Below are 26,200 nucleotides of genomic sequence, written 5' to 3'. Positions count from 1 at the left end.
CCGTCGCAACGGTGAAGGCCTAGCGGGTCTTCTGCGCGCCGATGTCGGTATCCCACTTCCTGAAGGCCGCGACCATTGCCGCCGCATTCAGCGGTAACGCATGCGGACGATCGCTCAACATCTTCGCGTATTCCGGTCGGCCATACTTTTGCAGCACCTCCTGGCTATGCGCGGGCGCCTGCTCGAACGTGACGCCCTTGATCGCCGGGCCCGGGTAGAAGTAGCCGTCGTCGTAGGTCAATGCTTGCTGCGCGGGCTCCAGCATGAAGTTCATCATCTTGTACAGCACGTCTAGCTTTTCCTTCGGCACGCCCTTCGGAACCACCATGTAGTGCGCGTCGTTGACCCACGTCATGTTGTCGAATGGCTGTACGCGGAATTCGGCCGGCACGATGCCGAGCGCGCGCGGATTGATGTCCCAGCCGGTCACGGTCACGGTCATGTCGCGCGTGCCTTCGCCCAGTTCCTTCATCACCGCCGAGGTGCCGCCCGGATAGTACGGAATGCAGTCGTTCAACTGCTTCAGGTACGCCCACGTCTTGTCCCAGCCGTGCACCGGGTCCTGCGGGTCCTTGTCGCCGAGCACATAGGGCAAGCCCATCAGGAACGTGCGGCCAGGACCGGAATTGGCCGGCCGCGCGTAGATCAGCTTGTCGGGGTGGGCCTTGCACCATTGCAGCAGTTGCTCGGGTGTCTTCGGCGGATCGCTGACCTTGGCCGGGTTGTATTCGAGCAGCGGACCAGCCGGCATATACGCGACCTCGAGACCGTAGCCCTGCGCCAGATCCTGCATCTTGCGCGGACCCGGCGCGTACTTGTCGAGCACACCGGGGAACTGCGCCGCGTTATCGGGCAGCAGCTTGATCCACAGGTTCTGTTCGATGCCGGCCGCGAGCGCGTCGGTGCCGGTCAAAACGAGGTCGATGTCGGAGCGTCCCGCTGCCTGCATCGCCTTGATCTTGCCGGGCAATTGCGGTGACGGAGCGTTCGTGAACGTGATGTTCGCAACGAGATTCGGATTCTTCGCCTTGAACGCCTCGAAGCCCTTCTGCGTGAGTTGAAGATCGCCGGCCACGTCGACGATGTTGATCGTGACCGGATCGGCCGCGTGCGCGGCAAGAGCGAACGCCGCACTCGCGGCGATACAGACGGATACCAGCTTGAACGACAGCCTGTGCGAAACAGTCATTGCGTCTCCTCGCCTCTTGGTATGGAAGCCCGCTGGTCGATGTGTTGCATGCGGGCGGTATCTTTCTACCAAGGGAACATAGCGAAGCGTAACAGCCGATGTCAAGCAAATAGTCGAGAGCGCGAGGCTTGGTCAAAAGTGGCTCGATTGACGTGAAATCCTTGCCGTTCAATGCCTGGTAACGCGAATTAAGGGCAAACCCGAGCACCCTCAGTGGCTGCAACAGCTGTTGTCTAGTTAGCGGACAACTGCTCAACCCCCGCGCACGCCCTGCGTATTGACGAATAGCGAATACAAGCCGTGGCTCGCCGCCATGAACAGACGGTTGCGATGCCGTCCGCCGAAGCAAACGTTCGCGCAACGCTCCGGTAGCGCGATATGGCCGAGCGGCTCGCCTTGCGCGGTGAAGACGCGCACGCCGTCGAGTTCGTCGGTGCCCATGCCCCAGCCGCACCACAGGTTGCCGTGCACGTCCACCCGAAAGCCGTCGGGCGTGCCCGGACCCGCGTCGATCAGCACGCGGTTGTTCGACACCGTCGTGCCTTTGCCAGTGGCCTCGACATCGAATACGCGGATCTTGCGCGGCTCGCCGCGCGATTGGACCACGTACAGCAGCGACTCGTCCGGCGAAAACGCGAGACCGTTCGGGGCGAGCACGTCGTCGATGACCATCGAGACCTCGCCCGACTGCCCGTCGATCCGATACACGCACGGCTTCAGTTCGGACTGCTGCTGCTCGCCCTCGTAGAAACCTTCGATGCCGAAGGTCGGGTCGGTAAACCAGATAGAGCCGTCCGATTTGACGACCACGTCGTTCGGCGAATTGAAGCGCTTGCCCTGATAGCGGTCGGCGAGCACGGTGATCGAGCCGTCGTACTCGGTGCGCGTCACGCGCCGCGTCAGGTGCTCGCAACTGACGAGACGCCCTTCGCGATCGCGCGTATGGCCGTTCGCGTTGTTCGACGATTGACGGAACGTGCTGACCGCGCCCGTCGTTTCGTCCCAGCGCAGGATGCGGTCGTTCGGAATATCGCTCCACAGCAGATAGCGGCCGTCGCCGAACCACACCGGCCCCTCCGACCAGCGCGTGCCCTGATACAGACATTCGACCGACGCCGATGCGATGATCAACGACTTGAAGCGCGGATCGAACACACGGATGGAAGGATCGGGATAGCGTCGGCTGTGTTCGGTCATGTGCTTGCCTGCGTGTCGGAGCGGTTCGATTGGGTGGGTGCGAACTCGCGCTCGAGAGCGAGCAGCGTGCACGCGGTCTGCGCGATCTTCGCATGATGCTCGCGCGGTGTCGAACTGAGCAGCGGCAGCAACGGCCCCATGTCGGCGAGGCCCGTGAACGTGATCGCGTCGTGCAGCACGCGGATCGGCGAGATGTCGTTACGCAGCGTTTCGAGCGGCATGAACGCATCGTACAAACGCTGGGCGGTGTCGTTGTCCGCGCTATCGGTGCCATCGGCGCTCCGGCCGCTTTGCACCGCGCGCAGCAACGCCATCACCATGTTCGGCGCGATGCAGCCGCTGCCGGTCGTCCACGCTGCCAGCCCGAACTCGCGCAGATGCACGAGCGCTGGCCGCTCGCCCATGCCCGATACAATCTTCGCGGCCGGCACGCATTGCAGCAGCCGGCGCAGATAGGGATCGTCGGCGGGATCGTCGCGCGGGATCGCGTATTTGACCGCGCTCAACGTGCCACGCTCGACGAGCCGCGCGAGCGCATCGACAGCCACGTAGTTTTCGCTCTTGATATACAAGGTGAGCGGCATGCCGGCCGTGTCGGCGATCCGCGTGAGGCCCGTCTCGACGCCCTCGGACGTAGTAACGCCGCCGAGCGGCAGCACCATCGCGGTGCGGTAACGCGTCTGCGCGAGGATGCGCGCCTGATCGAGCATCTTGCCGTAGTCGGGACCGAGCGCCGGAATCACGCGTGTCCCCGGACTCGCGGCTTCGGCGAGCAGGTCCAGTAGCTCGCGGTATTCACTGACCGCGACGTGATAGAGGTTCGCGTTGCCGCCATACAGTAGCGTGCGTACGCCACCCGCTTCGATATGGCGGATCAGCGCGAGATTGCGAGCAGGGTCGAGCGTGTAGTCGGCGCGGCGCGCGAGCGGCGGCACGGCCATGACCGACGCGGCGAACGCGCCGTCGCGCAGCGGAGAATCGTTCATGATGGTTGACGCGCACACGTGCTGGGCGGAGGTTTCACGGTAGCATCGGCATTACAATGTTGTCAAACAACCTGCGGATGGCGATCGCCCCCAAAATGCCGCCGGCGGCGAATTGCCCACGAACCGCTCACGAAATTTCCTTTTGTATAACAATGGAGCCACAGCCCACATGCAAACCGCGCAGGCGCTTGTTTGGCAAGACCGACGCGACGCGCAAATAACCCGCGTTCCCAACTAATCGAGTAAATGCGATTAATTCCGAATCACGAAAGAAATAATGCTGTCAATGAAACACATTAAAATGCGGTAGCCGGATGCCGATTAGCCGCATTTCTCGCCCGAGACCCGGGCGGGTTAAAAATCTATTTCAATCAGCATAATAATAGGCAACACCGCCCTTGCTATCACATGGCTGCTATCGTTTACCCCGCGCAGCAGCAGCGCATTGCTTTCGAGTTTTTAGTGATAGATTATGCGGACCAAAAGAGCGGACCGAAGTTTGTCTGCCAATAACCGCGAATGGGATGTTTGCGAGCCTGAGAGAGCCAAAAAATTGTCGCTACACTTTATCGAGCAGATGGCACCGCTACTGGACGCCGCCGATGAGGCGGAATGGTTCGGCGTGATTACGGGCCTCGCCGAAACGTGGGGCTTCGACAGGATACTGGTCGCGATGCTGCCGCGGCCCACCATGCGTCTCGAGGACGCTTACCTGCGCAGCACTTACGCGCCGGCATGGCGGCAGACCTACGACGAACAGGGCATGGTGCATATCGACCCGACGGTCGCGCACTGCCTGTCTCGCTCCGCGCCGCTCATCTGGACGCCAGAGATTTTCGCCACCCCGCCACAGCAAGCCCTGTACGAGGAAGCCCGCTCGTACGGCTTGGGTGCGGGTGTGACGCTGCCGATTCATGGGCCGAATCAGGAAGCCGGCATGATGTGCTTCGTCAATGACGACAAGCCGTCGGACGGGTTCAGGCGCCATGTGAACGCCGCGTTGCCGAATCTCGTGCTGTTGCGCGACCTGGTGATCGACACCAGCAAACAGCATCTGGATTCGCATGCGCAGAGCTTGATGCCGAAGTTGACTCCGCGCGAGCGCGAATGTCTGAAATGGACCGCGCGCGGCAAATCCACGTGGGAGATATCCCACATCCTGAGTTGCTCGGAAGCCGTGGTGAACTTCCACATGAAAAACATCAGGGCGAAATTCGGCGTGAATTCACGGCGCGCGGCCGCCGTGATCGCGGCCCAGCTTGGGCTTATTGACCCGGGTTGAGCAGCGCGGCCGCGTCGCGGCTGTACATCACGCGCTCGGCGCGACCAAGATCGGCGTCCGACACGGTTTTCATGAAGTAAAGGCCAAGCAGGATCGACACCGGCGCCGGGATCTCCGCACCCGACTCGAAGCGGCTCCCGCGCGACTGCGTGACGCCGAAGCGAGCCCAGAAACGACGCTGGCTCTCTTTTTTCTTCTTCCGGTAGGCAATGATCAGAACACGATCCACTGCCGAAGAGACCTCCGAGGGACGCGCCTGGAGGTGGGTTTGCGGTTGCCAGTGATTGTCGAGGAGTTCCATTTTGGACCCTTGTAGGTTGGGGGCGGATACGTGTGTGAATTTTGCGATACCCGATAAGCATCCACACCTATCCAGGTAGGTAGGTGGCGCAAAGATTCAGAATGCATAAGTTTTCCTGCGTATCTGGCAGTACCCGACACGCACAGGAGAACGTCATGCAAACCACGATCCGTATTGGACTCCGGCAGGAATTCGACAACGAACTGATCAACGAGATGTACCGGCTGCGCGCCCGGGTCTTTCACGGCCGGCTCGGCTGGGAAATTCCGACCATCGCGGGAATGGAGATAGACGGCTACGACGCGCTCGGGCCGTACTACATGCTGATTCAGGGCGAAGACGAACGGTTGCGCGGCTGTTGGCGACTGATGCCGACCGAAGGTCCGAACATGCTGAAAGACACCTTCCCGCAACTGCTGCATGGCGCGGCCGCGCCGGTCGGCCGACATATCTGGGAACTCAGCCGCTGGGCGATCGAAACCAACGGGGAGGAACAGTCTTTTGGTTTCACGGATATGACAATTCGCGCAATTCAGGAAGTGATGCGCTTCGCACAGCGCATGGGCATCACGCATTACGTCACGGTGACTACCACGCCGATCGAGCGCATGCTGCGCCGTGCCGGGCTCGATATCAGCCGGCTCGGGCCGCCGCTGCAGATCGGCGTCGAACGGGCCGTTGCGCTCGACGTCGCGGTAAGCGCGAAAACGCTGACCTCGCTATTCGGGCCGGTCGCCGACGCGGCTTGAGCCGCGCCGGAGCGTGGCCGCACCGAACTCACGACACCTTCACCCGCGCGCGCGGACTCAGGAACCGAACATCCGTTCCAGCGCGTTCTCGAGATGCGCGCGCATCGCGGCGCCCGCGGCCGCCGAGTCCTTGCGGCGGATCGCGTCGAGCACCGCCATGTGCTCGGCCTGCACCACCCGCTGCCGCTCCACCGTTTTGACCAGCGACAGATTGCGCGACAGGTTCATGCTGAACAGGATCTGTTCCTCGATGAACGACATCACCGTGATGAAAAACGGATTCTTCGACGCCCGCGCGACCGCCTGGTGGAACAGGAAGTCGTCCTTCGCGCCGATGCCCTGCGCCTCGATGATGCGCTCGAGCTCGTCCCACGCATGCTGGATCGCGGCGATGTCCTGGGCGTCGGCCTTCAGCGCTGCCTGCGCGGCCGCGCCCGCCTCGGTCACGATGCGAAACTCATAGCAGCGGCGGATATCGGACAGCGTTTCGAGCGGCGCGAAGCGGCGCACGTCCGGGTCGGGGCGCCGCGCGACGGTCGTTCCAGAGCCGTGCCGCGTCGAGATGATGCCGTCGGCCCGCAATCGCGCGAGCGCTTCGCGCACGGTCGGCCGGGACGTGGCGAAACGCTCCGCCAGCGCATGCTCGGTCGGCAACCGTTCGCCTTCCTTGTACTCGCCTTCGAGGATGCGGTTGAGAATGTCGCCGTAGATCTGGTCGGGTAAGCCCTTGGTTTTTCGATCGTTCATCAGCGGACTGGCCAGCTTGTCTGAATATGGCCTGATTGTAAGGCCAACCTTGTTCCAGCTTCAGCAAACTTATGCGGTTTGTAAGCATGCAAGGCCACTCGCGCGCGCCGCCGCGCCCGCCATTTCGTCCGCGCCCGGTCTGAATATTTGGCAAATGTTTGATTTACATCCTGGTCGAGTGCATCTTTTCCGGCAATCATCTAAGCTCCATTGGTATAAAAGATCAATAAAACCCCGCCGCGGCTAGCAATGTGGCAGACGCTTTTTTGACGTGGAGCCGATATGTACAAACGCATCCTTGTAGCGGTCGACGGCAGCAATACCTCGCGCCGTGCGTTCGAAGCGGCGCTCGAACTCGCCAAGTCGAATGGCGCTGTGCTGCGGCCGTTTTATGTCGTCGAAAATACGCCGATGTACTTCGAGGCGCCCGGCTACGACCCGTCGATCCTGCGCAACCGGCTGATCGAGGAAGGCCAGGAGCTGCGTGCGGAGTTTTCGAAAGTGATGGCCGAGCAAGGTGTGAAAGGCGACCCGGGGGTTTCCGAGGCTTCGTCGCTCGGCGATGTCGCCGAGATCGTGCTGCACGCCGCCGCCGAATTCAACGCAGACCTGCTCGTGATGGGCACGCACGGCCGGCGTGGCTTCCAGCGGCTGATTCTCGGCAGCGTCGCCGAACGCTGCGTGCGCCAGGCCACGCTGCCGGTTCTGCTGGTACCGTCCGCCGCGGGCGCCGACAAGCAACCCGTCTGACACGGTCATCATGCGCAAGACGGTGAGCCACGACGACATAAGCCGCGGCGGCTCGCCTTCCCACCTTCGTCGGGGCAGCACCGTCGCCAGGAAAGCGAGGCAGCGAACGCGTCACTTTGCCACCCGTTGAGGGTCATAACGGGTGGGACAATTTCACCACTACCAATAATCAATTGCGCGCAGAACATGCTGAATCCTACCGCTGTGCCCCGTTCCTCGACCCGCTCCGCCGGCTCTGCCGCGAGCGGCAGCCGCGAGTCCATGGCGGGACGCGCCACCGCACGCACCGCCGCGCGCTGCTCCAGTTGTTCGATGCGTCAGATCTGCATGCCGCAGGGGCTGTCGGCGGAGGAGCTGCCGAAGCTCGAAACGCTGATCTGCTCGGCGCGCTCGGTGCCGCGCGGCGAAGCGCTGTATCGCAGCGGCGACCGCTTTGACAGCATCTACGCGCTGCGTTCCGGCTCGATGAAGACCGTGATGGTCCACCGCGACGGCCGCGAGCAGGTCACCGGCCTGCGTCTTGCGGGCGAGCCGCTCGGGCTCGACGGCATCAGCGCGGACCTCCATGCGTGCAGCGCCGTCGCGCTGGAAGACAGCACGGTGTGCATCGTTCCATACAGTGCGCTGAAGCAGCTATGCCGCGAAATCGGTTCGATCCAGGAGCGCATGCACAAGCTGCTGGGTGCGCAGATCGTCAGCGAGGCCGCGCAGATGATGGTGCTCGGCTCGCTGTCCGCCGACGAACGCGTCGCCGCCTTCCTGCTGGACGTGTCGCAGCGCAATGCGCAGCGCGGCTACTCGTGGTCGGAATTCAACCTGCGCATGACGCGCGAGGACATGGGCAGCTACCTCGGCATGACGCTCGAAACGGTCAGCCGCACGCTGTCAAGATTTCAAAAGCGTGGCCTGATCGACACGCGGGGCAAGCATATTCACATCGTCGATCTCGAAGGCTTGCGGCAGGTCTGAGCGGCTGGCCGGGGCTGAACGGTCGCGCGGTTCGTCTTGGCACGCCGTCTGCAAGGGGGTAAAGTTTTCAGACCGCCCCCACGGCGACCGTGTTGCATGGAGACCCGGCCCCAATGAATCGCGACCCTGCCCCGCATCATCCGCTCGTGCAGCGCCTGCACGACGCGCGTCAAGTCACTGATGACCTGTTTGCAATCGTCAAACCCGACTACCTCTATGAACGGCCGATCCGCGAGCGTCACCGGGTCGTGTTCTATATCGGCCATCTCGAAGCGTTCGATCGCAATCTGTTCGACCAGCGTCTGTTCGATCTGCCGGCTTTCGCACCGGAACTCGACCAGCTGTTCGCATTCGGCATCGATCCGGTAGACGGCGGCTTTCCCACCGATCAGCCCAGCGATTGGCCGTCGCTCGACGCCGTGGGCGAGTATGCGATGCGCGCGCGCCGCCAGATCGACGCCGCGCTCGACGAACTCGGCAACCCGGTGGGCGATGAAGCGGCCGTGCAGTTGCTGAACGTCGCGATCGAGCATCGGTTGATGCACGCGGAAACGCTCGCGTACATGCTCCATCAGTTGCCGCTCGCGCAGAAAAACACCGCATTGCGCGAACCGGTGGTGACGCGCACGGAGCGGCGCGACGGGTTATCGTCGATGGTCCGCGTGCCCGCCGGCACGACCGTGCTCGGCATGCCGCGCGAGGCCGGCCGTTTCGGCTGGGACAATGAATTCGGCGAGATGGGCGTGGAGGTGCCCGCGTTCGAGATCGATCGATACATGGTCACGAACGGTGCGTTCCTCGAGTTCCTCGAAGACGGCGGTTATCGCGAGCCGAAGTGGTGGTCGCCGAAAGACTGGGCGTGGAAGGAAGCGGAGTGCATCGAGCATCCGGCCGGCTGGTCGCAACGCACGTCGGAAGACGGCCGCACCGCATGGACGCTGCGCACGATGTTCGACGACGTGCCGTTGCCGCTCGACTGGCCCGTCTACGTGAGCCACGCCGAAGCGAGCGCCTACGCGCGCTGGGCCGGCAAAGCCCTGCCGACGGAGGCGCAATGGCAACGCGCGGCGCACGGCGCGCCGCACGCGGCATCGGGGAATTTCGATTTCCGCAGCTGGGACCCACTGCCCGTCGATGCGCATCCGGACAACGTCAGCACGTTCGGTGCGGAAGGTCAGTTCGGCAACGGTTGGGAATGGACCTCGACGCTATTCGCAGCGCTGCCGGGGTTCGAAGCGTTTCCGTTCTATCCCGGCTATTCGGCCAACTTCTTCGATGGACAGCATTACGTGCTGAAGGGCGGCTCGGCGCGTACGGCGCTGTGCATGCTGCGGCCGGAATTTCGCAACTGGTTTCAGCCGCACTATCAGTATGTGTATGCGGGGTTTCGGTGTGTGCGGGGGTGATCGATAAAGCGATAGCTGACGCGAAATCTTGACTATCGCTTTACTGTCAACCCACTCATCTATCGGTTAGTTTGTTGTTTACGCTTCTATCTCCAATGTTCCCTCGACGAGCTGACGCACACAGTTTCTCGAGCGGCGTCGAAACCCACTGAAACAGGCGATCCGACGGGTCCAACCAACGTTGCCATCCACTGGACGGATAGAGCCGGAATCAGCCTCGCAGACCGCTCTGGGGTGGACGTGTCGGGAAAGTAGCATCAGCACGAGTAAGCCCTCGTTGCGATGAGGATGGTCCTCCTCACCAGTGAATAGGGCTTTGCGGATCACGTTGACGGCTCACGCTATACCAATGTCAGCAGGGCGTTATTCATTCCGAGCGCGGAACGCCCTTGTCAGTACTCGGCCTGTCTATCTCAGCGGGGTTGAAGCTAACGCGGATCTGCTCGCCTTCGTGCACAGCTAACGTTTAGCATAGGCCCGCTTCGGCGGGATTTTCGGTGCGGCAATGGTTTCGATCGGCCGCTCGACACCGTTGTCCCCGTCAGGTCTCAGTTGTTCGACTTGGATTCGCCATTCATGGACAATCTGGATCAGGATTCCTTGATCCAGTGTCCCCAATGTTCTTCGTCGAGATAAACCCGATGATTCCACTCCACCGTAATCCGGCTTTTTACCAACTGCTTTCCGACAGTTACGCCCGGCTAGTCGGTCACCGGCTGGTTCCGCACGTCATGTCCGTTATTGAAGCGACCGAATGGCTCTATGAACATGCCCCATTCGCGGTACTCGCGCACAATACCGATCCAGACCCGGTCTTTATTTACGGCAACAAGGCCGCACAGCGCCGCTTTGGATATAGCTGGAATGAAATCACCAGGTTGCCGTCCCGGCTTTCCGCCGAGGCCCCGAATCGTGAAGAACGGCAGCAATTCCTCGAACGCGTGCAGCGGCTCGGCTACGAGACGAACTACAGGGGCGTGCGTGTTACCAAGTCTGGCGAGCGCTTCATCATCGAGCAAGCCACACTGTGGCAGCTACTCGACGCGGACGGCACACTGCACGGCCAGGCGGTGGTCATCCCACGCACGCGCGACATCTGATCGCGCGAAGAACTGTGTGGAATGCACGATCGTGTATGGCACGCCCGAATCGCGAATGAGTTTTTCCTGCACGATCTTGGCGCGCGGAAATAGCCGCTTTGCGAAAGCCGGTCGGTGCCAACGACAGAAGGCGCGACGTGATGCCGGACACCGGCCTCGATTTCCGCCGCGAACAGATTGCGGCCCGATGTTTCGAAGAAGGCCAAAACGGCGTTGTCCTTGAATTGGCGAGATCGACGACGACGTCGCACCCCTCGAGCGCCTCGCGCAGTCCTTTGGTGGTGAGCGTATTCACGCCGGTTGCCGGCGAAGCCGCGACGGCGGTATGACCGCGCTCGCGAAGATTCTTCACCACTTGCTGCCGATAAGTCTCGTACCGCCAATGACGATGATCTTCATGTAGTTTCTCCGTGCGATATTGCCTCTACAGATTTCCGCCGCGCGTGGCGCCATATTCGGCGTGCGCGGCGACGGCGGTCCATCCACGAGCGATCTTACGTACGCGCTGCTTCCTGCGGTAGGTCGTTGCCGGCAACCACATTGTTGCGTGCGGAACATCAATCAACAGGGCTTCGATTGTTGCCGTTCGGACAACACGGTGAACGCATTCGCGATACTACTGACGTTCGCCCGCCTAACTAAAATCGCTCACACCGCGGAAGTGGAGTTCTGGAAAAATCCGGACTTCAGCAAGACGGTGATGCCGGAATAGGTTCCTCCCGCCCTTCGTAAGGCTGCGCGTCATCACCTGAGCATTGCCCCGATCATCGTTATTTCTACAATACCCCCATCCGAACAGAATGAAGGCAAAAGTCTTACGCGCGCTTGTTGGGCCGGCCAAGAAAAATAAATTGCTGGAAACCTCAAAAAACACGTAACCTACAAAGAACATGCCTGTGGCTAAACTCCCCCGCCGCACATTTAGATCTTAGTGCACTCATCGGAAAAGACATTTCGAGATGGAACTGATTCAGAAAATAGCATCGGCTTATAAGTCGGGCGGCACCCGAAACTTGCTAAGACGTGCCTTTAGTTACATTGATACTCGCACTCGCTTGAAGCTCTTCAGTGCAGCGCCACCGTTTCTCGGAAAACCAAAGAATGATTCAGCCGTAAAGATTCTTGCGAAGCAGGCAGGGGACGAACAATCAATCGAGATGCTGATGTGGCTTGTTCCCAATCTCAATTCGCTGAAATCGGATGATCAGTTGACCATTGCGGTCCCAAACTACTGGAAAAAGGTATTTGGGATGGTTCGTCCGTTGTTGCTGAACGGCAGGCTGGAACTGTGTCCTATCGGAGAATATTCTCCGCAGGTGCGCTTGATGGTAATCAACCGGGCAATGTTGAATCAGGTTCCGCCACAGTACGCAGAGAGGATCGCGCAGATGCAAGTCCCGTTTGCGAATGGCGCGTATATCGTTATTGCCGACAGGAGTCTCCGCCTCAGTACGGTGCCCAATCCCGAGTCACCGAGGCAACTCGCGGAGCAAGTGGCGGACAACAAGGCACCGGGCGACGTAGTCATCGTAAGCAGGTACGGTTTTCAGTTTGCGGTGCGAACCGGCACAATGGATGAGGGTATTGTCGATGAGGTAAGGTCCGAATATCTCGACCAACTGTCAGGAATCGACTTCCATGGCACTACCGTACTCGATCTCGGCGGTCACATCGGTTCGTTCTCTATCCAGGTCAGTGCGCTGTTGAAACAGCCCATGCAGATAATCATTGTCGAGCCGGCACCTCGTAATGCCGAGTTGATTCGGAAGAACATCGGCCTCAACCAGCTCCAATCTTCGATCGATCTGAAGGAGATGGCAGTGTCTTCGGCGTCTGGCGTGGGCACGCTGTTTATTAGCTCCGACAACACTGGCGGAAATAAGCTGAACATGGTCGAGCATTCCTCAGCGGAGACAGTCGAGGTCCCCGTAACGGATTTTCCGACGCTACTGCGGGGCTTTTCGTCGGAAATCCTGGATTTGTTGAAGATTGATGTCGAAGGCTCGGAGCATGCCATTTTGTTTCCGCACGGCCGACTGTTGTCACAGAAGGTTCGCGTGATCGTTGGCGAGGCAGGTGGATCTGATAGGGGTGACGGTTTGGCATTTTTGCGGTTCCTCGAGCAAAACGGCTTTACCGTGAGCCATAAAGGCAACGAATCCCAGTTGATTTTTCTGGCGGTTAACAAGCATCTCAACTAGTGGTTGCCGCTGCGCACAGACGTAATGGCGCTCTACTCGATCGCGCTGCCTGGCACGACGTGTACTGGGACACCGATGCCACGACCGCTACGTTATCCATTCCGTTATCATTTCGCAAACATGCGCGGCATTTGCCGTTATCCCATATGTAGTCTCCAACCTTTTCCCCGTCATTGCGGGGACGCGCTCTGAAGTCAGCGATGAAAGTCGATCTAGCCACCCTATACCTTCTCGTGATTGGAACCTTATTAGCCAGTTCCGCGATGATGTATTGGGAACACTTGTCTCATCCGAAGCGCAGCAAGGAATTGCGAACGCTGGCGATCGGCTACGCCACCCTTGGACTGGGTTGCGCGGCGGCCTTGTTTCGGGTTCAACTGCTCGGCGCCGCTGGCCCGGCAGTGAGTAATCTCGTGATTCTCACCGGCTATCTGCTCGTCCTCGACGGTGTGGCAATGTTCAACGGCCGGCGCTATCTCGCGAGTTCGATCGGTTTGCTCGTGCTGACGGCGCTCACGTGGACGGTAGCCGGCGTGCGTTGGCAGGCTGCCGTCTGGATGTACGTCAGCGCCATCCCGATCGCGCTGGCTTCCGCCATGACGTCGCTCGAACTGTTGCGAGGCGACGGCATGCCGGCGGTTCAATCCCGGCGCGTCGCCGTGGTGGTCACGGGCATCCACGCGCTGTTTTACGTCACCCGGGCTTTCGTGCTGCCATGGATGGTGTCGATCTTCGGGCCACGCGTGCTGGCTGTCTCCAGCGAAATCACGATGTACGAAGGAGTTCTCTACTCGGTCATTTTGCCGATGACCTTGCTCCGGATGACCCGGGAAGAAATTCATGGTGAGCTTTTGCAAGAGTCCCGCACGGATTACTTGACTCGCCTCGGCAATCGAAAGTTGTTTTTCGAAGAGGGCGAGCGGGCCATCAGCGACCACCAGACACATCGACGACCCGTCACGCTCCTCGCGTTCGACCTCGACCACTTCAAGAGAATCAATGACCGCTACGGACACAAGACTGGCGACGAGGTCTTGAGATCATTCGCGGAAACCGTTCGAGCCGTGACGGGCAGAGACGCGATTCTTGCACGCATCGGCGGCGAAGAATTTGCCGCCCTGTTGCCCGGGCACGACAGCGAACGCGCAAGAAAGGTGGGCGAGACCGTTGCCAGCCGGTTCGCTGCAATGTCCCATGGCGCCGACGGCGACCGGGTCCGCGCCACCGTCAGCATTGGACTCGCCGAGTCGAGTCGCGAAACGGCTTCCCTCGCCGACCTGCTCTCAGCCGCCGACCAGGCGTTGTATCGAGCCAAGTCGCTAGGCGGCAACCGGCTCGAACAGACGCCAAGGGCTGCGCTCCCTGCCGATAGCTACTCCGCGGATCGAAACCAGATTTGATCGCTCAGTAATGTGGCATGCACCTTCATATCGGTAGTGTTCGTCAAATTTTCGCCAAGGTACGTCAAGGATCGGTGAGAGGTATGCTTAGTCGCCCGCTACCGCCCGAGCTCACATCGCCAAACCGCCGCTTGCGCACGTAGGCCCAACAACATGGATGCACCCAAACCCGTCACGCGGCCGACACAGCCAATGCCCCGTCCGGTGCTGGTCTGGGACGCGCCGGTGCGACTGTTTCACTGGCTGGTGGTCGTGCTGGTCGCTGCGGCTTATATCACCCTGAAGCTGAACTGGATCGACTGGCACGTGCGCGTCGGCGAGACGCTGCTCGCCCTGGTTATTTTCCGGCTGCTGTGGGGCTGCTTTGGCAGTGAGACCGCGCGCTTTCGCAGTTTCGTGGCGTCGCCCGCGGCCGCGCTTCGTCATTTGCGCCGGCTGTTTCATCGCGAACCGGATGTGCAGGTCGGCCACAATGCAGCCGGCGGCTGGATGGTCCTATTTCTGCTCGCCTTGGTGCTGACCGAGACGCTGAGCGGGCTCTACGTCAACAACGACATCGCCGACGAAGGCCCGTTGAGCGAACTCGTGCCCGCGTGGCTCGCCAACGCAATCTTGGCGCTGCATGGGCTCGTCTGGTACGTGCTGCTCGCGGCCGTCGCGCTGCATGTGCTCGTGATCGCCGTCTACGCGGTAGCGAAGGGACACAACCTGCTTCGTCCGATGCTGACCGGCTACAAACTGCTGCCCTCGTCCGTGGACGCGCCGCGGCAGGCGCCAGCGCTGCTGGCGCTGCTGCCGCTCGGCGTCGGCGTAGCCGTGATGATGCTGCTCGCGGCATATCTGTGAGCAAGCCATGCACCCGATCTCGGCGCGGCTACCGTGCCTGCTTCAGCTTCACTTCGGCGGCGTCACCTGGCCACGAATCTCGCCGTCCGGATTGTTCTTCGTGTGAACGTTGATGTACATCTCACCCGCTTCGAACATCTTGGCTTCGTCCGGAGATAACGTGGCCTGACCGGTGATCGGGCTCGTCACCTCTGTGGAGCCTTTCTGCGAGATCCAGACTTTTACGCCGGCGTTTTTACCGGCCGGGGCGGGTCCGTGGAAGTGCGCCATCGTGGTCGGACTCGTCAATCCGCTGAAGGTGATGTTCCAGGTGACGACCCGTGTGCTGGCGTCGTACGTGAGCTTGGCGTTGCCGCTGCCCGGAGTTTGCACCGGTGGAACCTGTTGAGCGCCCGTCAAAGGCACCGCGAACGAGACGGGCGCCGCTTGCGCCAGGGTCAGCGTACCCGCTAAGGCCAAACCACCGAACACCATGAAAGCGCGCCGCGTGATGGATCGTGACATCTGGTTTTCTCCTGTTGGGTTTGCCCTTGGTGAACGGGCGATTATTGAAGACTGCAGAAGAGCTCGTCGACGTCGTAGACAGCCGAACAAGTGAGTCAAGCATAGACGCAAGCCGGCCGTTACGCGAAGTTCGCATCAGGCCGAACTCTGGTCAGGGCATGACGACCGCCCCGTTACGTCGACGTCCCACAAGTGTGGACAGCGAGCCGAAAGGAAAACGCTGGGCGAAAATCGTTGAAAAATCGATCCAAAGCGAAAAATTCTTCCGGTACGATATGCGCTTTGCGCGAAGGCAGCGGATGTAACCGGCGCGACCTCGTATTGCGCCAGGCGCCTTCATGGATCACACCCATCGTTACGCTGCCATGTCCATCCCGAACGCGCTAATCGGCATTGCGATTCTGTCCTGCCTGATGAGCGTCGCCGTTCTAGGCTCGCTGTTTCACACTCAGGTTCCGGGGATACGCCGTTGGTGTGTGGCGAGTGGTCTGCTGGCCGTCACGGCCACGCTCCTCCTGTTCCGTAGGTCTGATCTCGTCGTACTGGGCGCGAGCGTATTGCTGCTCGTCGCGTCGCTCCTCGCGATTCACGGCTTCCGGCAATTCTTTCATCGGCCGCCATCGGTAATCTGGGAGTACGGCGCGCTGTGCGCGATCCTGGCGGGACTCGTTTATTGGACTTACGTGTCGCCTGACGTCAGTGCCCGGGGCGCGATGATCTCGGGTTTTCTCGCCTACATCCGATTTGCGATCGCCTGGATCGTGCAACGGTATCGGCCGGCGGGCAGACCGAAATACGGCTACCACTTCGTGGCTGTTGCCGCGGTGTTGGGGGCGGTCGTCCACGCAGCCCGCTGCATCGTATATGGGTCGGGGCTAGCGCATGAATCGGTCTTTCTGGAGGAAACGCCGCTAAACGTCGCATTTCTCGGCATGGCGATACTGACTTTGCCATGCCTGTCGGTCGGCATGGTAATGCTGGCTCATGACCGGCTGGCGGAGCGGATGGAACGCCTCGCCACCATCGACGATCTGACGGGCGCGCTCGGACGGCGCGCTTTCATCGCGCGCGCGGAGGCGCTGTTCGCGTTGGCAAAGGTGGCGAAGTCGAAGCTGTCCATCGCGATCCTGGACATCGATAACTTCAAGGGCATCAATGACCGATACGGGCATGCAGCCGGCGACCAGGCCCTTGCGCATGTTGCCTTGACGATATCGCGCGAACTACGGCAAACCGACGTGCTTGGCCGCATCGGCGGTGAAGAGTTTGCGCTGCTGATGCCACTGACCGGCAAAGACGAAGCGGCCCATCTCACGAACCGGTTGCGCGCACTCGTCGCGGCGTCTGTTGCGCGTGCTCCGACCGGTGATGTCGCCTGCACACTCAGCGCTGGCGTCGACGAATTCGGTAATGGCGATACCGTTGCCTCAGTGATGGCGAGAGCCGACACGGCGCTCTATGCAGCGAAAGCCAACGGCAGAAACTGCGTGATGGTTGCAGCGTCTTCGCAGCCTGCCGATGGCCTCGTTTTCAGTTTTCCGGCTTAAGGAAGGTTCCGCGCTGGGTACTGCCCCTGCAAAAAAACCGGCATGCAGTCGCCCGCATACCGGTCTGTGTTCGGCCCGTCCGCGTCACCGCGAACAGGGCCGTCGCGCTGATTCGCGCTTTACTTGCGCTTCAATTGCGAAATATCGCGCACCGCGCCGCGATCGGCCGAAGTCGCGAGCGCCGCATACGCCTGCAATGCCTGCGACACCACACGCTCGCGATTGGTCGGCTGCCATGCGTCGGCGCCGCGCGCTTCCATCGCCGCACGACGGCGTGCGAGCTCTTCATTCGACACCGCCAGATGCATCTTGCGCTGCGGAATGTCGATCTCGATCACGTCGCCGTCTTCGACCAGACCGATCGTGCCGCCTTCCGCCGCTTCCGGCGACGCATGGCCGATCACGAGACCCGACGAGCCGCCCGAGAAACGGCCATCGGTAAACAGCGCACAGCTCTTGCCGAGGCCCTTCGACTTCAGATACGAAGTCGGGTACAGCATTTCCTGCATGCCAGGACCGCCCTTCGGACCTTCGTAGCGGATCACCACGACGTCGCCCGGCACGACCTTGTCACCGAGAATCGCATCGACCGCGTCGTCCTGGCTTTCGAACACGCGCGCGCGGCCCGAGAACAGCCACTGCGATTCGTCGACACCCGCGGTCTTCACGATACAGCCCTTCTCCGCGAGGTTGCCGTACAGCACCGCGAGGCCGCCGTCCTTCGAATACGCGTTTTCCTTGCTGCGGATACAGCCGCTCTTGCGGTCCGTGTCGAGCGTCGCGTAGGTCGCTTCCTGGCTGAACGCGACCGTGGTCGGAATGCCGCCCGGCGCCGCGCGGAAGAACTTCTGCGCTTCGTCGCCCGCGCCGCCGGCGATGTCCCACTTCGCGATCGCGTTGCCGAGCGTGCCGCTATGCACGTTGCCGCACGACAGATCGAGCAGGTCTGCGCGCGCGAGCTCGCCGAGAATACCGATGATGCCGCCCGCGCGATGCACGTCCTCGATGTGGTATTTGTCGGTCATGGGCGCGGCCTTGCACAGGCACGGCACCTTGCGCGAGATGCGGTCGATGTCCGACATCGTGAAATCGACGCCCGCTTCCTGTGCGGCGGCCAGCAGGTGCAGCACGGTGTTGGTCGAGCCGCCCATCGCGACGTCGAGCGTCATCGCGTTTTCGAAGGCCTGCTTGGTGGCGATGCTGCGTGGCAGGACCGAGGCATCCTCTTCCTGATAGTAGCGGCGGCACAGCTCGACGACGAGGCTGCCCGCCTGCTCGAACAGCCCCTTGCGCCATGCGTGCGTCGCGACGACCGTACCGTTGCCCGGCAGCGCGAGGCCGATCGCCTCGGTCAGGCAGTTCATCGAATTCGCCGTGAACATGCCCGAGCACGAACCGCAGGTCGGGCACGCGCTGCGCTCGACTTCGGCGACTTCGGCGTCGCTGATCTTCGGATCGGCGGCCTTGATCATCGCGTCGATCAGGTCGATCTTCGCGATCACCTGGCCGTCGGTCGGCGACTTGACCTTGCCCGCTTCCATCGGGCCGCCCGACACGAACACGACCGGAATGTTCAGGCGCATCGCGGCCATCAGCATGCCCGGGGTGATCTTGTCGCAGTTCGAGATGCAGACCATCGCATCCGCGCAGTGCGCGTTGACCATGTACTCGACCGAGTCCGCGATCAGTTCGCGCGACGGCAGCGAATACAGCATGCCGCCGTGACCCATCGCGATGCCGTCATCGACGGCGATCGTGTTGAATTCCTTCGCCACGCCGCCGGCCGCTTCGATCTGCTTCGCGACCAGCGCGCCCAGGTCGCGCAGATGCACGTGGCCCGGCACGAACTGCGTGAACGAGTTCACGACCGCGATGATCGGCTTGCCGAAATCGTCGTCCTTCATGCCGGTCGCGCGCCACAGCGCGCGGGCGCCGGCCATGTTGCGGCCATGAGTCGAAGTGCGTGAGCGATAGTTGGGCATCTGTATCCTCAGGGATTGCTGTTATCGGTTTTGAGCGCCCGCGCGGGCGTGGGGATCGCAGCGCGGAGTCGGCGCTGGAAACGAATAGTGCAAGAACGCCAGTAAGACGTCCAATATATTTTTTCTGCGAGATTAGGTCGCGAAAGATATTAATCGATGAAGCGACCGCTTAGCCGATCTACGCCGCTCGACTTCAGTCGAAGCAAAGGGCCGATGAAGCGATGCTTCGTCGGCCCTTCGTGCTTTCAACGCTTTTGACGCGTCTGCGCTCTTACATCTTCACGACGTCGAGCAGCGACTTCTTGCCATCCTTGTAGTCGTACAGCGAGATCACGCCATGCTGAAGGTCGCCCTTCGCGTCGAACGTCGTTTCACCGGTCACGCCCTTGTAGTTGGTGCTCGACACCTTGGCCAGCACCTTCGCCGGGTCGGTCGAGTTCGCGCGCTTCATTGCGTCGACGACGATATACACCGCGTCGTACGTGAACGGTGCGTCGAATTCGATCGGATGACCGAAGCGCTTCGTGTACTTCGCCGCGAATTGCGCGCCGCCGTTCATGCGCTCGACGGCCATGCCGGCCTGCGAGCACACCACGTTGCCCGCCGCCGGACCGGCGAGGTCCGCGAGGCTTTCGGTGCACACGCCGTCGCCCGACAGCAACTTCGCGCGCAGGCCCAGCTGACGCGCCTGCTTCGCGAACGGACCGCCGGTCGCGTCCATGCCGCCGTACATGATCGCGTCGGGATTCTCGCCCTTGATCTTGGTCAGGATCGCGCGGAAGTCGACCGCCTTGTCGTTGGTCGCGTCGTGCGAGACGACCTTCAGGCCGAGCGACTTCGCGGTCTTTTCGAATTCGTTCGCGAGACCCTGGCCATAGGCGGTCGAATCGTCGACCACGGCCACGGTCTTCACGTTCAGGGTCTTCGCGGCGTAGGCGGCGAGTGCCGGACCTTGCTGTGCATCGGTCGCGACGACGCGGTAGGTCGTCTTGAAGCCCTGCTGCGTGTAGGCCGGGTTCGTCGACGACGGCGAAATTTGCACGATGCCCGCGTCGCTATAGATCTTCGATGCCGGAATCGACGCGCCCGAGTTCAGGTGGCCGACCACCGCGACGACCTTGTCGTCTACGAGTTTCTGCGCGACCTGGGTTGCCTGGCGCGGGTCGCCCGCGTCGTCCTGCGCGTCGAGCACGAGCGTGACCTTCTGACCGTCGATCGTCAGGCCCTTCGCGTTGATTTCCTCGATCGCGAGGCGCGCGCCGTTTTCATTGTCCTTGCCGAGGTGGGCGGAGCCGCCCGTCAACGGACCGACGTGACCGATCTTGACGACCTGATCCGCATTTGCCGTACCGGCAATGCCCGCGAATGCGACGACTGCCGCGCTGAGCGGCAGCAGTTTGTGAAGCTTGAACGACATACGACACATCTCCTCTTTACTTACCTTGCCAACCGGACGGCTGGGCAATTCGCCAGCTCCGCCATTTTTGGTGCAGCACGATAACGCAAAACCGGCGCAAGCGACAAATTCCCGCGCAATGGGATTGGCGCGGCGTCAATGAGCGGTCGTTTCGTCGCTCTATTGAAGCGGGAGATTGCGCGTTCGATTTGCTGAGGGAATCGTCAGTAAAAGTGACGAAATAAGCGGCAACTCAGCCAATAAAGCTGAATCTCGCGCTTATTCTTCGGCAACGGTACGGAGCAGTCAAGGCTTGAAATCGGCCAGCATCACGCCCTCGCGGATATGCGCGAGAGCGGCCGCCACATAGTCGACGATCGGCGCCGGCGGATGGTCCGGCTTCGCCCACACGAAGCCCGAGCACTTGTGCGGCTCCATGTTCGCCGGTTCGCCTTGCCACGAACGGCACGCGAAAAAGAAGCTGATGCGGTTCGTGTCCGAGTCGCGCCGCATCACGAGCTTGAATTCGAGTTCGCCGGGCGCAATCGTCACGCCCGCTTCTTCTTTCGACTCGCGAATCGCACACTCTTCGATCGATTCGCCAGGTTCGAGATGGCCGGCAATCAGCGCGTACTGGCCGTCCCTGAAACCGGTATTCGCCCGCTGTGTGAAAAGGCACTCGCCCTGCCCGTTCAGAAACAGCACGTTCACATCGACGACGCTTTGCATTCGGCTCATTTGCTTGCAGCCATCGTGATGGACTAGGTGCGCTGAGCGGTCAGCAGCTTGATGCCGAGCGCGACGAAGACGAGGCCGCCGCCGCGTTTGATCGTCGCGATCCACCGGCTGGGTCCGACGCGCTTATGGATACCTTGCACGCCGAGCGAATAAATGGTGTGTACGAGCGCGACGGTGACCGAGATCGTCAGATACATCACGATGAACTGCTCCGGCAGGCCGCGCTCGTGGTCGATGAATTGCGGCATGAACGCCGAAAGAAAGATCATCGTCTTCGGATTGCTGCCCGACACGAGCAAGGCTTCGCGGAATACTTTGCTGCGCTCGAACGTATGAGCGGGCGATGCGACGCCCGTGGGCTGCGCGGCTTGCGCTGCCTGCCTGTTGCCGCCGCCGCGCAGTTGCCTGATGCCGAGATACATCAGATAACCCGCGCCGAGCACTTTCATCGCGACGAAGAGCGGCGGCAGCGTCGTCAATACCGCGCCGACACCGAGCGCCACGAGCGCGACGACGACTCCTTGCGCGAGCAGATTGCCGGCAACGCTCGCGGCCGCGCCGCGGCTTCCATAGCGAACCGAGTTGCGGATCACCAGCAGAACGTTCGGTCCCGGCGAAATGGTGGTGAGCAGATAGGCAGCGGCGAAAAGCAACCAGGTATGGAATGACATGGCAGGTCCGGGAGTTCGTTGTGATTGGATTCCAACAGACCAGACATGATGACACGGAAAAAAAACGCCGCGACCGGCGTCATCGCGCGGACCTCCTGAAGCGGCGTTCGATACGCGACTGGATCACTTCGAGCACCATCGACAGCAGCCAGTAAATCACCGACGCGCTGATCAGCATCCCCATGTGACGGAATTCGCGCTGCCCTTCGGTGGTCGCGACATAGGTCAGCTCCCACACACCGACGACGGATACCAGCGAACTATCCTTCAGCATCGCGATGAACTGATTGCCGGTCGGAGGAATGATCACACGCAGAGCCTGCGGCAGAATCACGAGCCGCATCATCATGCCGTGGCTGAGACCGAGCGCGCGTGCCGCATCCCACTGCCCTTTCGGAATGCTTTGAATGCCGGCGCGAAAGATCTCGGTCATATAGGCCCCATAGCACAACGACAAAGCGGCCACGCCAGCGGGAATCGGATCGACGACGCAAGCGGCGCAATCGCGCGCCCCGCCTCAACGTTTCGAGGCCGTCACCAGTTGCAGCGGCGTCTCGATCACCCTCGACAGCTCGCGCTGCTTGCGTCGCTCGGTCACCGCCTTCAATGCGAAGTCGATGCCGAACACGGTCTGGCGGTCGGCGAACTGGTTCATCGTCGCGAGCACGCGGCCGTCGGCGAGCAGCGGCTTGATCGCATCGATCGCGTCGTAGCCGGTGACATAGACACCGCCGCCACGGCCCGCGTCGCGAATCGCGTCGACCGCGCCCATCGCCATGTTGTCGTTGCCGCACAACAGCGCGCGAAGCTGCGGATGCTCGGCCAGCATCTTCGCCGCCACGTCGCGGCCCTTGCCGTATTCCCAGTTACCCGACTCGACCGCGACGACCTGCACCTTCGCCGCATCCATCGCGTCGCGGCTGCCGGCCGTGCGCTGCTGCGCATTGCTGCTCACCGAAATGCCTTCGATGATGCCGACCTGATCGCCGGGCTTCAGCCGCGTGGCCAGATACTGGCCGACCTGCTTCGCGCCGCTGCGATTGTTCGGCCCGACGAACGGCACCGAAATGCCGGCGGCCGCCTGCGTCGCGTCGTCGAGCGGGTTGTCGATCGTGATCGTGATGATGCCGGCCTTGATCGCGCGTGCAATCACCGGGATCAGCGCCTTCGAGTCGGTCGGCGCGATCACGATCGCGTTCATCTTCGCCCTGATCATCTCGTCGACCATGCGGATCTGCGCGGCGGTGTCGGTCTGCCTGGCCGTGCCGCGAATCGTCAGGCTGAATTGCGACGAGAAGTGCTGCTGGTAATTGCGCGCGGCGTCGACCATCGCGACCGTGAACGGGTCCGACATCGATTTGAGCACGAGCGCGATCTTCGGCTTCGCGCCGGGCGGTACCTGGGCATGGGCATCGTCCGCGAATCGCGCGACGCCGGCGAGACCGGTTGCTGCCAGCGCGCCCGCGAGCAGCACGCGGCGGCGCATGTTCTGCGTCATGGCTTGACTCCTTCGCGGAGGTGCTGCTTGCGGACGGACTGGTTGCCGATGTGCCGATCGAACGACGCGACGCTGGCGACGATTTCGTCGAACAGCGGCCGGCTGTCGATGTCTTCGCTCAGACAACGCGTCTTCAACGCGGCCAGTTGCCCGGCGATGTCCGCTGGCGCGTCGCAACGCTCCAGCAGTTCTTCGAGCAGACAGCCGTACGCCCTCACTTCGAGCCGCTGCAACGCGATGGCGAGCTCGCGATCGCCGGCATCGAAAAACGACGCCGCGCCGAAATCGCCGAGCAGCGCGCGCCCCGCGCCGCCGTGCAGGATATTGTGCGCGTACAGATCGCCATGCATTACGCCACGCCGATGCAGATGACTCGCGACCTTCGCGATGCCGCTCGCGATACCGAGCACCGTCTCGGGGTCGAAGCACGCGTCGTCGCGATAGATATCGCGGGTGCACGATGCGAGGCTCGGCGGACCGGCCAGACTGGCGAAGCGCGGATCGATCAATCCCATCACGAGGCCATGCGTGTCCGACGGATGCCCGATCACCTTGCCGAGCACGGGAATCAGGTTCGCATGTTCGCCGCCGCGAATGCAAGCAGCCATTTCGCAGTCGGGCAAACCGTCGCTCGTCACCGCGCCCTTGAACAGCTTGACGGCGACCGCACGCGGCGCGGGTTCGTGGTCCGCGTGCAGCGCCGCGCGATAGATGACGCCCGATGCGCCCTGGCCCAGCGGCCGTTCGAGCCGCAACGCATCCCAGCGAATGCCGCTGATCGGTGTGTCGATGAGCGCCGCCCGTTCGAGCGCCGCGTCGAACGGATTGCCCGCATACGCGAGCCACGCAAGCCGCGGCAGACGCAGCAACCAATGCGGTAACGCGTCGAACCGATTCGCCGCGAGCCGCAGCAGTTCGAGCCGCGTGCATGCGGCCAGTTCCTCGGGCAGCGCGCGCAGCCGGTTGCCGGCGAGCATCAGCTTCTGCAGTTGCGTGCAGCGGCCGAGTTCCGCGGGCAAGCTTTCGATGTCGTTGTCGGTCAGAATCAGCCAACGCAACAGCGGCGGCAGCGCGCTCGCCGGCACCTCGCGGATGCGATTCGACTTGAAGCCGATCATGCTCAGTTGCGCGCATTCGCCGAGCACACTGGGCAGTTCGGTGAACGGGTTGTTGGACGCGAACAGGATGCGCAGTTTGCGCAGGCGCGGCAGATCTTTGGGCAGCGTCGTCAGTGCATTGTTCGACAGGTCGAGCACTTCGAGCGTATCGGCGAGATCGAAAATCTCCCGCGGAAATTCGCTGAGACCGCACGCGAGTTTGAGTTCGCGCGTACCCGCCAGTTGCCCGGCCCGCAGTTGTTCTAAAGTCGTGGTCACAGTCGTGGGAAAGAAGATCGGGTAGCGCGCGCAGCGCGTCGTACCGAAGCTATCGATTTTACTGAGTCAAAGGCCATCTGGGGTTCTCTGCGGTACAGTGACGTGATCGCCGCGATGCTCACGACAGTCGCGGCCGCGTCGAATGCGAATGAGACAGCAATATCCGGAGGGCGTTCAGGCGACGCGAGCGGGACACTCCCCTGTATCGGCGCAGCCTTCATACAGCTTTCCGCGTCCGGTCGTCCAAGCACGTCCGTCTCGCGGGTCTTGCGCCTCCACCCTGTCAGGAGCCTGAGAAAGTGACGTACGCATACAAGTTGATCGATTCGCCGGTCGGTCAGTTGAAGCTCGTGGCGAAAGGCGAATGCCTTGCCGCGATTCTATGGGAACGCGACAAGCCGAATCGCGTGCGACTCGGCGAAATGGGCGAAGCGAACGAGCTGGCGGTGCTCGTCGAAACCGAGCGGCAATTGCGCGAGTACTTCGCGGGCACGCGCCAGACCTTCGATCTGCCGCTCGATTTTCAGGGCACCGGGTTCCAGAAGCAGGTCTGGCGCGCGCTGCTGACCATCCCGTTTGGCCAGACGCGCAGCTACTCGGAGATCGCGCAGCAGATCGGCAAGCTCAATGCAGTGCGCGCGGTGGGCGCGGCAAATGGCCGGAATCCGATTTCGATCGTCGCGCCGTGTCATCGCGTGATTGGCGCGTCGGGCGAGCTGACGGGGTTCGCCGGCGGCCTCGCCAACAAGATGCTGCTGCTTTCGCTGGAGGCGGGGCAGACGTCGCTCGAAGCAGCGGCCGATGACGCGCAACGGCCCGCGCCGGAAGGAAAGGCGGCGCGGCCGGTCAGGGACGATGCACCCGCGAAACCGGCGCATCACCCGCCGAGCCGGGGAACGCAGGGATCGCTGTTCGGTAGCTGAAGCCGCGCAGACACAGCACAACGCGCCACCCGTCGGCCGTAATCGCCGATGCTTCGTCCGCGATCAACGCCATCGGCCGCGCATGCAACACCTATCCTTGAGATGCCCGTTGAGGTATCGAATAGGAGGATGACATGCGCATGCTTCTCAACATACAAATACCGAACGAACCGTTCGGCACACTCGTGCGCGACGGCCGAATCGGCGAGCTGATGCAAAAGATCCTCGAGGACATGAAGCCGGAAGCCATCTACTTCACCGAGCAGCAGGGCAAACGCGGCGCGGTGGCGGTCGTCGATGTCGCCGATGCATCGGCGATTCCCGCACTCGCCGAACCGTGGTTCCTGAAGCTCGACGCCGAGTGCGAACTGCGCATCGCGATGCTGCCCGATGATCTGATGAAAGCCGGCCTCGACGCGCTAGGCGACAAGTGGAAGTAGCG

General features: G+C 61.8%; 25 protein-coding genes and 1 pseudogene. 12 read left to right on the top strand and 14 right to left on the bottom strand.

Annotated elements, in window-relative coordinates:
* Window positions 1-19: 19 nt before the first annotated feature.
* From AB3X94_RS26285 to AB3X94_RS26275, 3 genes are all read right to left on the bottom strand, one after another.
* A complete protein-coding gene (locus AB3X94_RS26285) occupies window positions 20-1,189 on the bottom strand; it encodes an ABC transporter substrate-binding protein (protein WP_368613135.1) in 1,170 nt (389 codons plus the stop codon).
* Window positions 1,190-1,441: 252 nt separating this feature from the next.
* Window positions 1,442-2,386, bottom strand: a complete 945-nt coding sequence (locus AB3X94_RS26280; RefSeq protein WP_176384957.1) for an SMP-30/gluconolactonase/LRE family protein — start codon at window positions 2,384-2,386, stop codon at window positions 1,442-1,444.
* Complete coding sequence (locus AB3X94_RS26275; protein WP_176106706.1) at window positions 2,383-3,372, bottom strand: dihydrodipicolinate synthase family protein; 990 nt, start codon at window positions 3,370-3,372, stop codon at window positions 2,383-2,385. Before AB3X94_RS26275 ends, AB3X94_RS26280 begins: the two co-directional genes overlap by 4 nt.
* A gap of 577 nt (window positions 3,373-3,949) precedes the next feature.
* Between AB3X94_RS26275 and AB3X94_RS26270 the strand changes: the two genes are divergently transcribed.
* Complete coding sequence (locus AB3X94_RS26270; RefSeq protein WP_176106707.1) at window positions 3,950-4,654, top strand: LuxR family transcriptional regulator; 705 nt, start codon at window positions 3,950-3,952, stop codon at window positions 4,652-4,654.
* Here AB3X94_RS26270 and AB3X94_RS26265 read toward each other — a convergent pair.
* The gene (locus tag AB3X94_RS26265) at window positions 4,638-4,955 is read right to left on the bottom strand and encodes a hypothetical protein (RefSeq protein ID WP_013092374.1); all 318 of its coding nucleotides are present in this window, start codon (window positions 4,953-4,955) and stop codon (window positions 4,638-4,640) included. The two genes, AB3X94_RS26270 and AB3X94_RS26265, sit on opposite strands and share 17 nt — an antisense overlap.
* A 155-nt stretch (window positions 4,956-5,110) precedes the next feature.
* Between AB3X94_RS26265 and AB3X94_RS26260 the strand changes: the two genes are divergently transcribed.
* Window positions 5,111-5,704, top strand: coding sequence for an acyl-homoserine-lactone synthase (locus AB3X94_RS26260; protein ID WP_176106708.1), 594 nt, complete (start codon window positions 5,111-5,113; stop codon window positions 5,702-5,704).
* A 57-nt stretch (window positions 5,705-5,761) separates the two neighbouring features.
* Here the strand turns inward: AB3X94_RS26260 and AB3X94_RS26255 are convergent, their stop codons facing one another.
* Window positions 5,762-6,451 carry a FadR/GntR family transcriptional regulator gene (locus tag AB3X94_RS26255; protein ID WP_176106709.1) on the bottom strand — a complete coding sequence of 230 codons (690 nt, stop codon included), beginning with the start codon at window positions 6,449-6,451 and terminating at the stop codon, window positions 5,762-5,764.
* A gap of 282 nt (window positions 6,452-6,733) precedes the next feature.
* Between AB3X94_RS26255 and AB3X94_RS26250 the strand changes: the two genes are divergently transcribed.
* The 4 genes from AB3X94_RS26250 to AB3X94_RS26235 all read left to right on the top strand — a co-directional run bounded on the left by AB3X94_RS26250 (window position 6,734) and on the right by AB3X94_RS26235 (window position 10,676).
* Window positions 6,734-7,201: a universal stress protein gene (locus AB3X94_RS26250; protein ID WP_176106710.1), complete on the top strand. Its 468-nt coding sequence runs from the start codon at window positions 6,734-6,736 to the stop codon at window positions 7,199-7,201.
* A 312-nt stretch (window positions 7,202-7,513) separates the two neighbouring features.
* Entirely contained in the window at window positions 7,514-8,170 is a 657-nt protein-coding gene (locus AB3X94_RS26245; RefSeq protein ID WP_368613134.1) for a helix-turn-helix domain-containing protein, read from the top strand.
* Window positions 8,171-8,283: 113 nt separating this feature from the next.
* Entirely contained in the window at window positions 8,284-9,576 is a 1,293-nt protein-coding gene (locus tag AB3X94_RS26240; protein ID WP_176106712.1) for an SUMF1/EgtB/PvdO family nonheme iron enzyme, read from the top strand.
* A 641-nt stretch (window positions 9,577-10,217) separates the two neighbouring features.
* Window positions 10,218-10,676: an MEKHLA domain-containing protein gene (locus tag AB3X94_RS26235; protein WP_176110466.1), complete on the top strand. Its 459-nt coding sequence runs from the start codon at window positions 10,218-10,220 to the stop codon at window positions 10,674-10,676.
* Between the two features lie 6 nt (window positions 10,677-10,682).
* On the opposite strand, the pseudogene AB3X94_RS26230 reads toward AB3X94_RS26235, so the two are convergent.
* Window positions 10,683-11,075 (bottom strand): annotated as a pseudogene (locus AB3X94_RS26230) (SDR family oxidoreductase); the annotation flags it as partial.
* Window positions 11,076-11,635: 560 nt separating this feature from the next.
* Here AB3X94_RS26230 and AB3X94_RS26225 point away from each other — a divergent pair.
* The 3 genes from AB3X94_RS26225 (at window position 11,636) to AB3X94_RS26215 (ending at window position 15,123) form a co-directional block, all read left to right on the top strand.
* Window positions 11,636-12,877, top strand: coding sequence for an FkbM family methyltransferase (locus AB3X94_RS26225; protein WP_368613133.1), 1,242 nt, complete (start codon window positions 11,636-11,638; stop codon window positions 12,875-12,877).
* A 200-nt stretch (window positions 12,878-13,077) separates the two neighbouring features.
* The gene (locus tag AB3X94_RS26220; RefSeq protein WP_368613132.1) at window positions 13,078-14,277 is read left to right on the top strand and encodes a diguanylate cyclase; all 1,200 of its coding nucleotides are present in this window, start codon (window positions 13,078-13,080) and stop codon (window positions 14,275-14,277) included.
* A gap of 153 nt (window positions 14,278-14,430) precedes the next feature.
* Entirely contained in the window at window positions 14,431-15,123 is a 693-nt protein-coding gene (locus tag AB3X94_RS26215) for a cytochrome b/b6 domain-containing protein (RefSeq protein ID WP_368613131.1), read from the top strand.
* Window positions 15,124-15,171: 48 nt separating this feature from the next.
* Here the strand turns inward: AB3X94_RS26215 and AB3X94_RS26210 are convergent, their stop codons facing one another.
* A complete protein-coding gene (locus AB3X94_RS26210; protein WP_176106716.1) occupies window positions 15,172-15,627 on the bottom strand; it encodes a CHRD domain-containing protein in 456 nt (151 codons plus the stop codon).
* A gap of 338 nt (window positions 15,628-15,965) precedes the next feature.
* On the opposite strand from AB3X94_RS26210, the gene AB3X94_RS26205 reads away from it, so the two are divergent.
* Entirely contained in the window at window positions 15,966-17,174 is a 1,209-nt protein-coding gene (locus tag AB3X94_RS26205; protein ID WP_368613130.1) for a GGDEF domain-containing protein, read from the top strand.
* Between the two features lie 119 nt (window positions 17,175-17,293).
* On the opposite strand, the gene ilvD is transcribed toward AB3X94_RS26205, so the two are convergent.
* The 7 genes from ilvD to AB3X94_RS26170 all read right to left on the bottom strand — a co-directional run bounded on the left by ilvD (window position 17,294) and on the right by AB3X94_RS26170 (window position 24,835).
* Window positions 17,294-19,156, bottom strand: coding sequence for a dihydroxy-acid dehydratase (gene ilvD, locus AB3X94_RS26200; protein WP_176106718.1), 1,863 nt, complete (start codon window positions 19,154-19,156; stop codon window positions 17,294-17,296).
* Window positions 19,157-19,427: 271 nt separating this feature from the next.
* Window positions 19,428-20,573: a branched-chain amino acid ABC transporter substrate-binding protein gene (locus AB3X94_RS26195; protein WP_176106719.1), complete on the bottom strand. Its 1,146-nt coding sequence runs from the start codon at window positions 20,571-20,573 to the stop codon at window positions 19,428-19,430.
* Window positions 20,574-20,858: 285 nt separating this feature from the next.
* Window positions 20,859-21,290: an NUDIX domain-containing protein gene (locus tag AB3X94_RS26190; protein WP_368613129.1), complete on the bottom strand. Its 432-nt coding sequence runs from the start codon at window positions 21,288-21,290 to the stop codon at window positions 20,859-20,861.
* A 23-nt stretch (window positions 21,291-21,313) separates the two neighbouring features.
* A complete protein-coding gene (locus AB3X94_RS26185; RefSeq protein WP_368613128.1) occupies window positions 21,314-21,961 on the bottom strand; it encodes a LysE family translocator in 648 nt (215 codons plus the stop codon).
* A gap of 79 nt (window positions 21,962-22,040) precedes the next feature.
* Complete coding sequence (locus tag AB3X94_RS26180; protein ID WP_368613127.1) at window positions 22,041-22,427, bottom strand: amino acid ABC transporter permease; 387 nt, start codon at window positions 22,425-22,427, stop codon at window positions 22,041-22,043.
* A 51-nt stretch (window positions 22,428-22,478) separates the two neighbouring features.
* On the bottom strand, window positions 22,479-23,459 hold the full coding sequence (locus AB3X94_RS26175; RefSeq protein ID WP_368613126.1) for a substrate-binding domain-containing protein: 981 nt from the start codon (window positions 23,457-23,459) through the stop codon (window positions 22,479-22,481).
* Entirely contained in the window at window positions 23,456-24,835 is a 1,380-nt protein-coding gene (locus tag AB3X94_RS26170; RefSeq protein WP_368613125.1) for a leucine-rich repeat-containing protein kinase family protein, read from the bottom strand. Before AB3X94_RS26170 ends, AB3X94_RS26175 begins: the two co-directional genes overlap by 4 nt.
* A 299-nt stretch (window positions 24,836-25,134) precedes the next feature.
* On the opposite strand from AB3X94_RS26170, the gene AB3X94_RS26165 reads away from it, so the two are divergent.
* Both AB3X94_RS26165 and AB3X94_RS26160 read left to right on the top strand, forming a co-directional pair.
* The gene (locus AB3X94_RS26165; RefSeq protein WP_368613124.1) at window positions 25,135-25,758 is read left to right on the top strand and encodes a methylated-DNA--[protein]-cysteine S-methyltransferase; all 624 of its coding nucleotides are present in this window, start codon (window positions 25,135-25,137) and stop codon (window positions 25,756-25,758) included.
* Between the two features lie 134 nt (window positions 25,759-25,892).
* Window positions 25,893-26,198: a panthothenate synthetase gene (locus tag AB3X94_RS26160; protein WP_176106726.1), complete on the top strand. Its 306-nt coding sequence runs from the start codon at window positions 25,893-25,895 to the stop codon at window positions 26,196-26,198.
* Window positions 26,199-26,200: the final 2 nt, after the last annotated feature.

The sequence above is a fragment of the Paraburkholderia sp. BR10923 genome, from assembly GCF_040948765.1.
Lineage (GTDB): Bacteria > Pseudomonadota > Gammaproteobacteria > Burkholderiales > Burkholderiaceae > Paraburkholderia > Paraburkholderia youngii.
This window is presented reverse-complemented; position numbering and strand designations above follow the sequence as displayed.

Excerpts from the sequence above, each read along its gene's own strand:
- AB3X94_RS26285 (WP_368613135.1), bottom strand. The coding sequence starts at position 1,189 with ATGACTGTTTCGCACAGGCTGTCGTTCAAGCTGGTATCCGTCTGTATC.
- AB3X94_RS26280 (WP_176384957.1), bottom strand. The coding sequence starts at position 2,386 with ATGACCGAACACAGCCGACGCTATCCCGATCCTTCCATCCGTGTGTTC.
- AB3X94_RS26275 (WP_176106706.1), bottom strand. The coding sequence starts at position 3,372 with ATGAACGATTCTCCGCTGCGCGACGGCGCGTTCGCCGCGTCGGTCATG.
- AB3X94_RS26270 (WP_176106707.1), top strand. The coding sequence starts at position 3,950 with ATGGCACCGCTACTGGACGCCGCCGATGAGGCGGAATGGTTCGGCGTG.
- AB3X94_RS26265 (WP_013092374.1), bottom strand. The coding sequence starts at position 4,955 with ATGGAACTCCTCGACAATCACTGGCAACCGCAAACCCACCTCCAGGCG.
- AB3X94_RS26260 (WP_176106708.1), top strand. The coding sequence starts at position 5,111 with ATGCAAACCACGATCCGTATTGGACTCCGGCAGGAATTCGACAACGAA.
- AB3X94_RS26255 (WP_176106709.1), bottom strand. The coding sequence starts at position 6,451 with ATGAACGATCGAAAAACCAAGGGCTTACCCGACCAGATCTACGGCGAC.
- AB3X94_RS26250 (WP_176106710.1), top strand. The coding sequence starts at position 6,734 with ATGTACAAACGCATCCTTGTAGCGGTCGACGGCAGCAATACCTCGCGC.
- AB3X94_RS26245 (WP_368613134.1), top strand. The coding sequence starts at position 7,514 with ATGCGTCAGATCTGCATGCCGCAGGGGCTGTCGGCGGAGGAGCTGCCG.
- AB3X94_RS26240 (WP_176106712.1), top strand. The coding sequence starts at position 8,284 with ATGAATCGCGACCCTGCCCCGCATCATCCGCTCGTGCAGCGCCTGCAC.
- AB3X94_RS26235 (WP_176110466.1), top strand. The coding sequence starts at position 10,218 with ATGATTCCACTCCACCGTAATCCGGCTTTTTACCAACTGCTTTCCGAC.
- AB3X94_RS26225 (WP_368613133.1), top strand. The coding sequence starts at position 11,636 with ATGGAACTGATTCAGAAAATAGCATCGGCTTATAAGTCGGGCGGCACC.
- AB3X94_RS26220 (WP_368613132.1), top strand. The coding sequence starts at position 13,078 with ATGAAAGTCGATCTAGCCACCCTATACCTTCTCGTGATTGGAACCTTA.
- AB3X94_RS26215 (WP_368613131.1), top strand. The coding sequence starts at position 14,431 with ATGGATGCACCCAAACCCGTCACGCGGCCGACACAGCCAATGCCCCGT.
- AB3X94_RS26210 (WP_176106716.1), bottom strand. The coding sequence starts at position 15,627 with ATGTCACGATCCATCACGCGGCGCGCTTTCATGGTGTTCGGTGGTTTG.
- AB3X94_RS26205 (WP_368613130.1), top strand. The coding sequence starts at position 15,966 with ATGGATCACACCCATCGTTACGCTGCCATGTCCATCCCGAACGCGCTA.
- ilvD (WP_176106718.1), bottom strand. The coding sequence starts at position 19,156 with ATGCCCAACTATCGCTCACGCACTTCGACTCATGGCCGCAACATGGCC.
- AB3X94_RS26195 (WP_176106719.1), bottom strand. The coding sequence starts at position 20,573 with ATGTCGTTCAAGCTTCACAAACTGCTGCCGCTCAGCGCGGCAGTCGTC.
- AB3X94_RS26190 (WP_368613129.1), bottom strand. The coding sequence starts at position 21,290 with ATGAGCCGAATGCAAAGCGTCGTCGATGTGAACGTGCTGTTTCTGAAC.
- AB3X94_RS26185 (WP_368613128.1), bottom strand. The coding sequence starts at position 21,961 with ATGTCATTCCATACCTGGTTGCTTTTCGCCGCTGCCTATCTGCTCACC.
- AB3X94_RS26175 (WP_368613126.1), bottom strand. The coding sequence starts at position 23,459 with ATGACGCAGAACATGCGCCGCCGCGTGCTGCTCGCGGGCGCGCTGGCA.
- AB3X94_RS26160 (WP_176106726.1), top strand. The coding sequence starts at position 25,893 with ATGCGCATGCTTCTCAACATACAAATACCGAACGAACCGTTCGGCACA.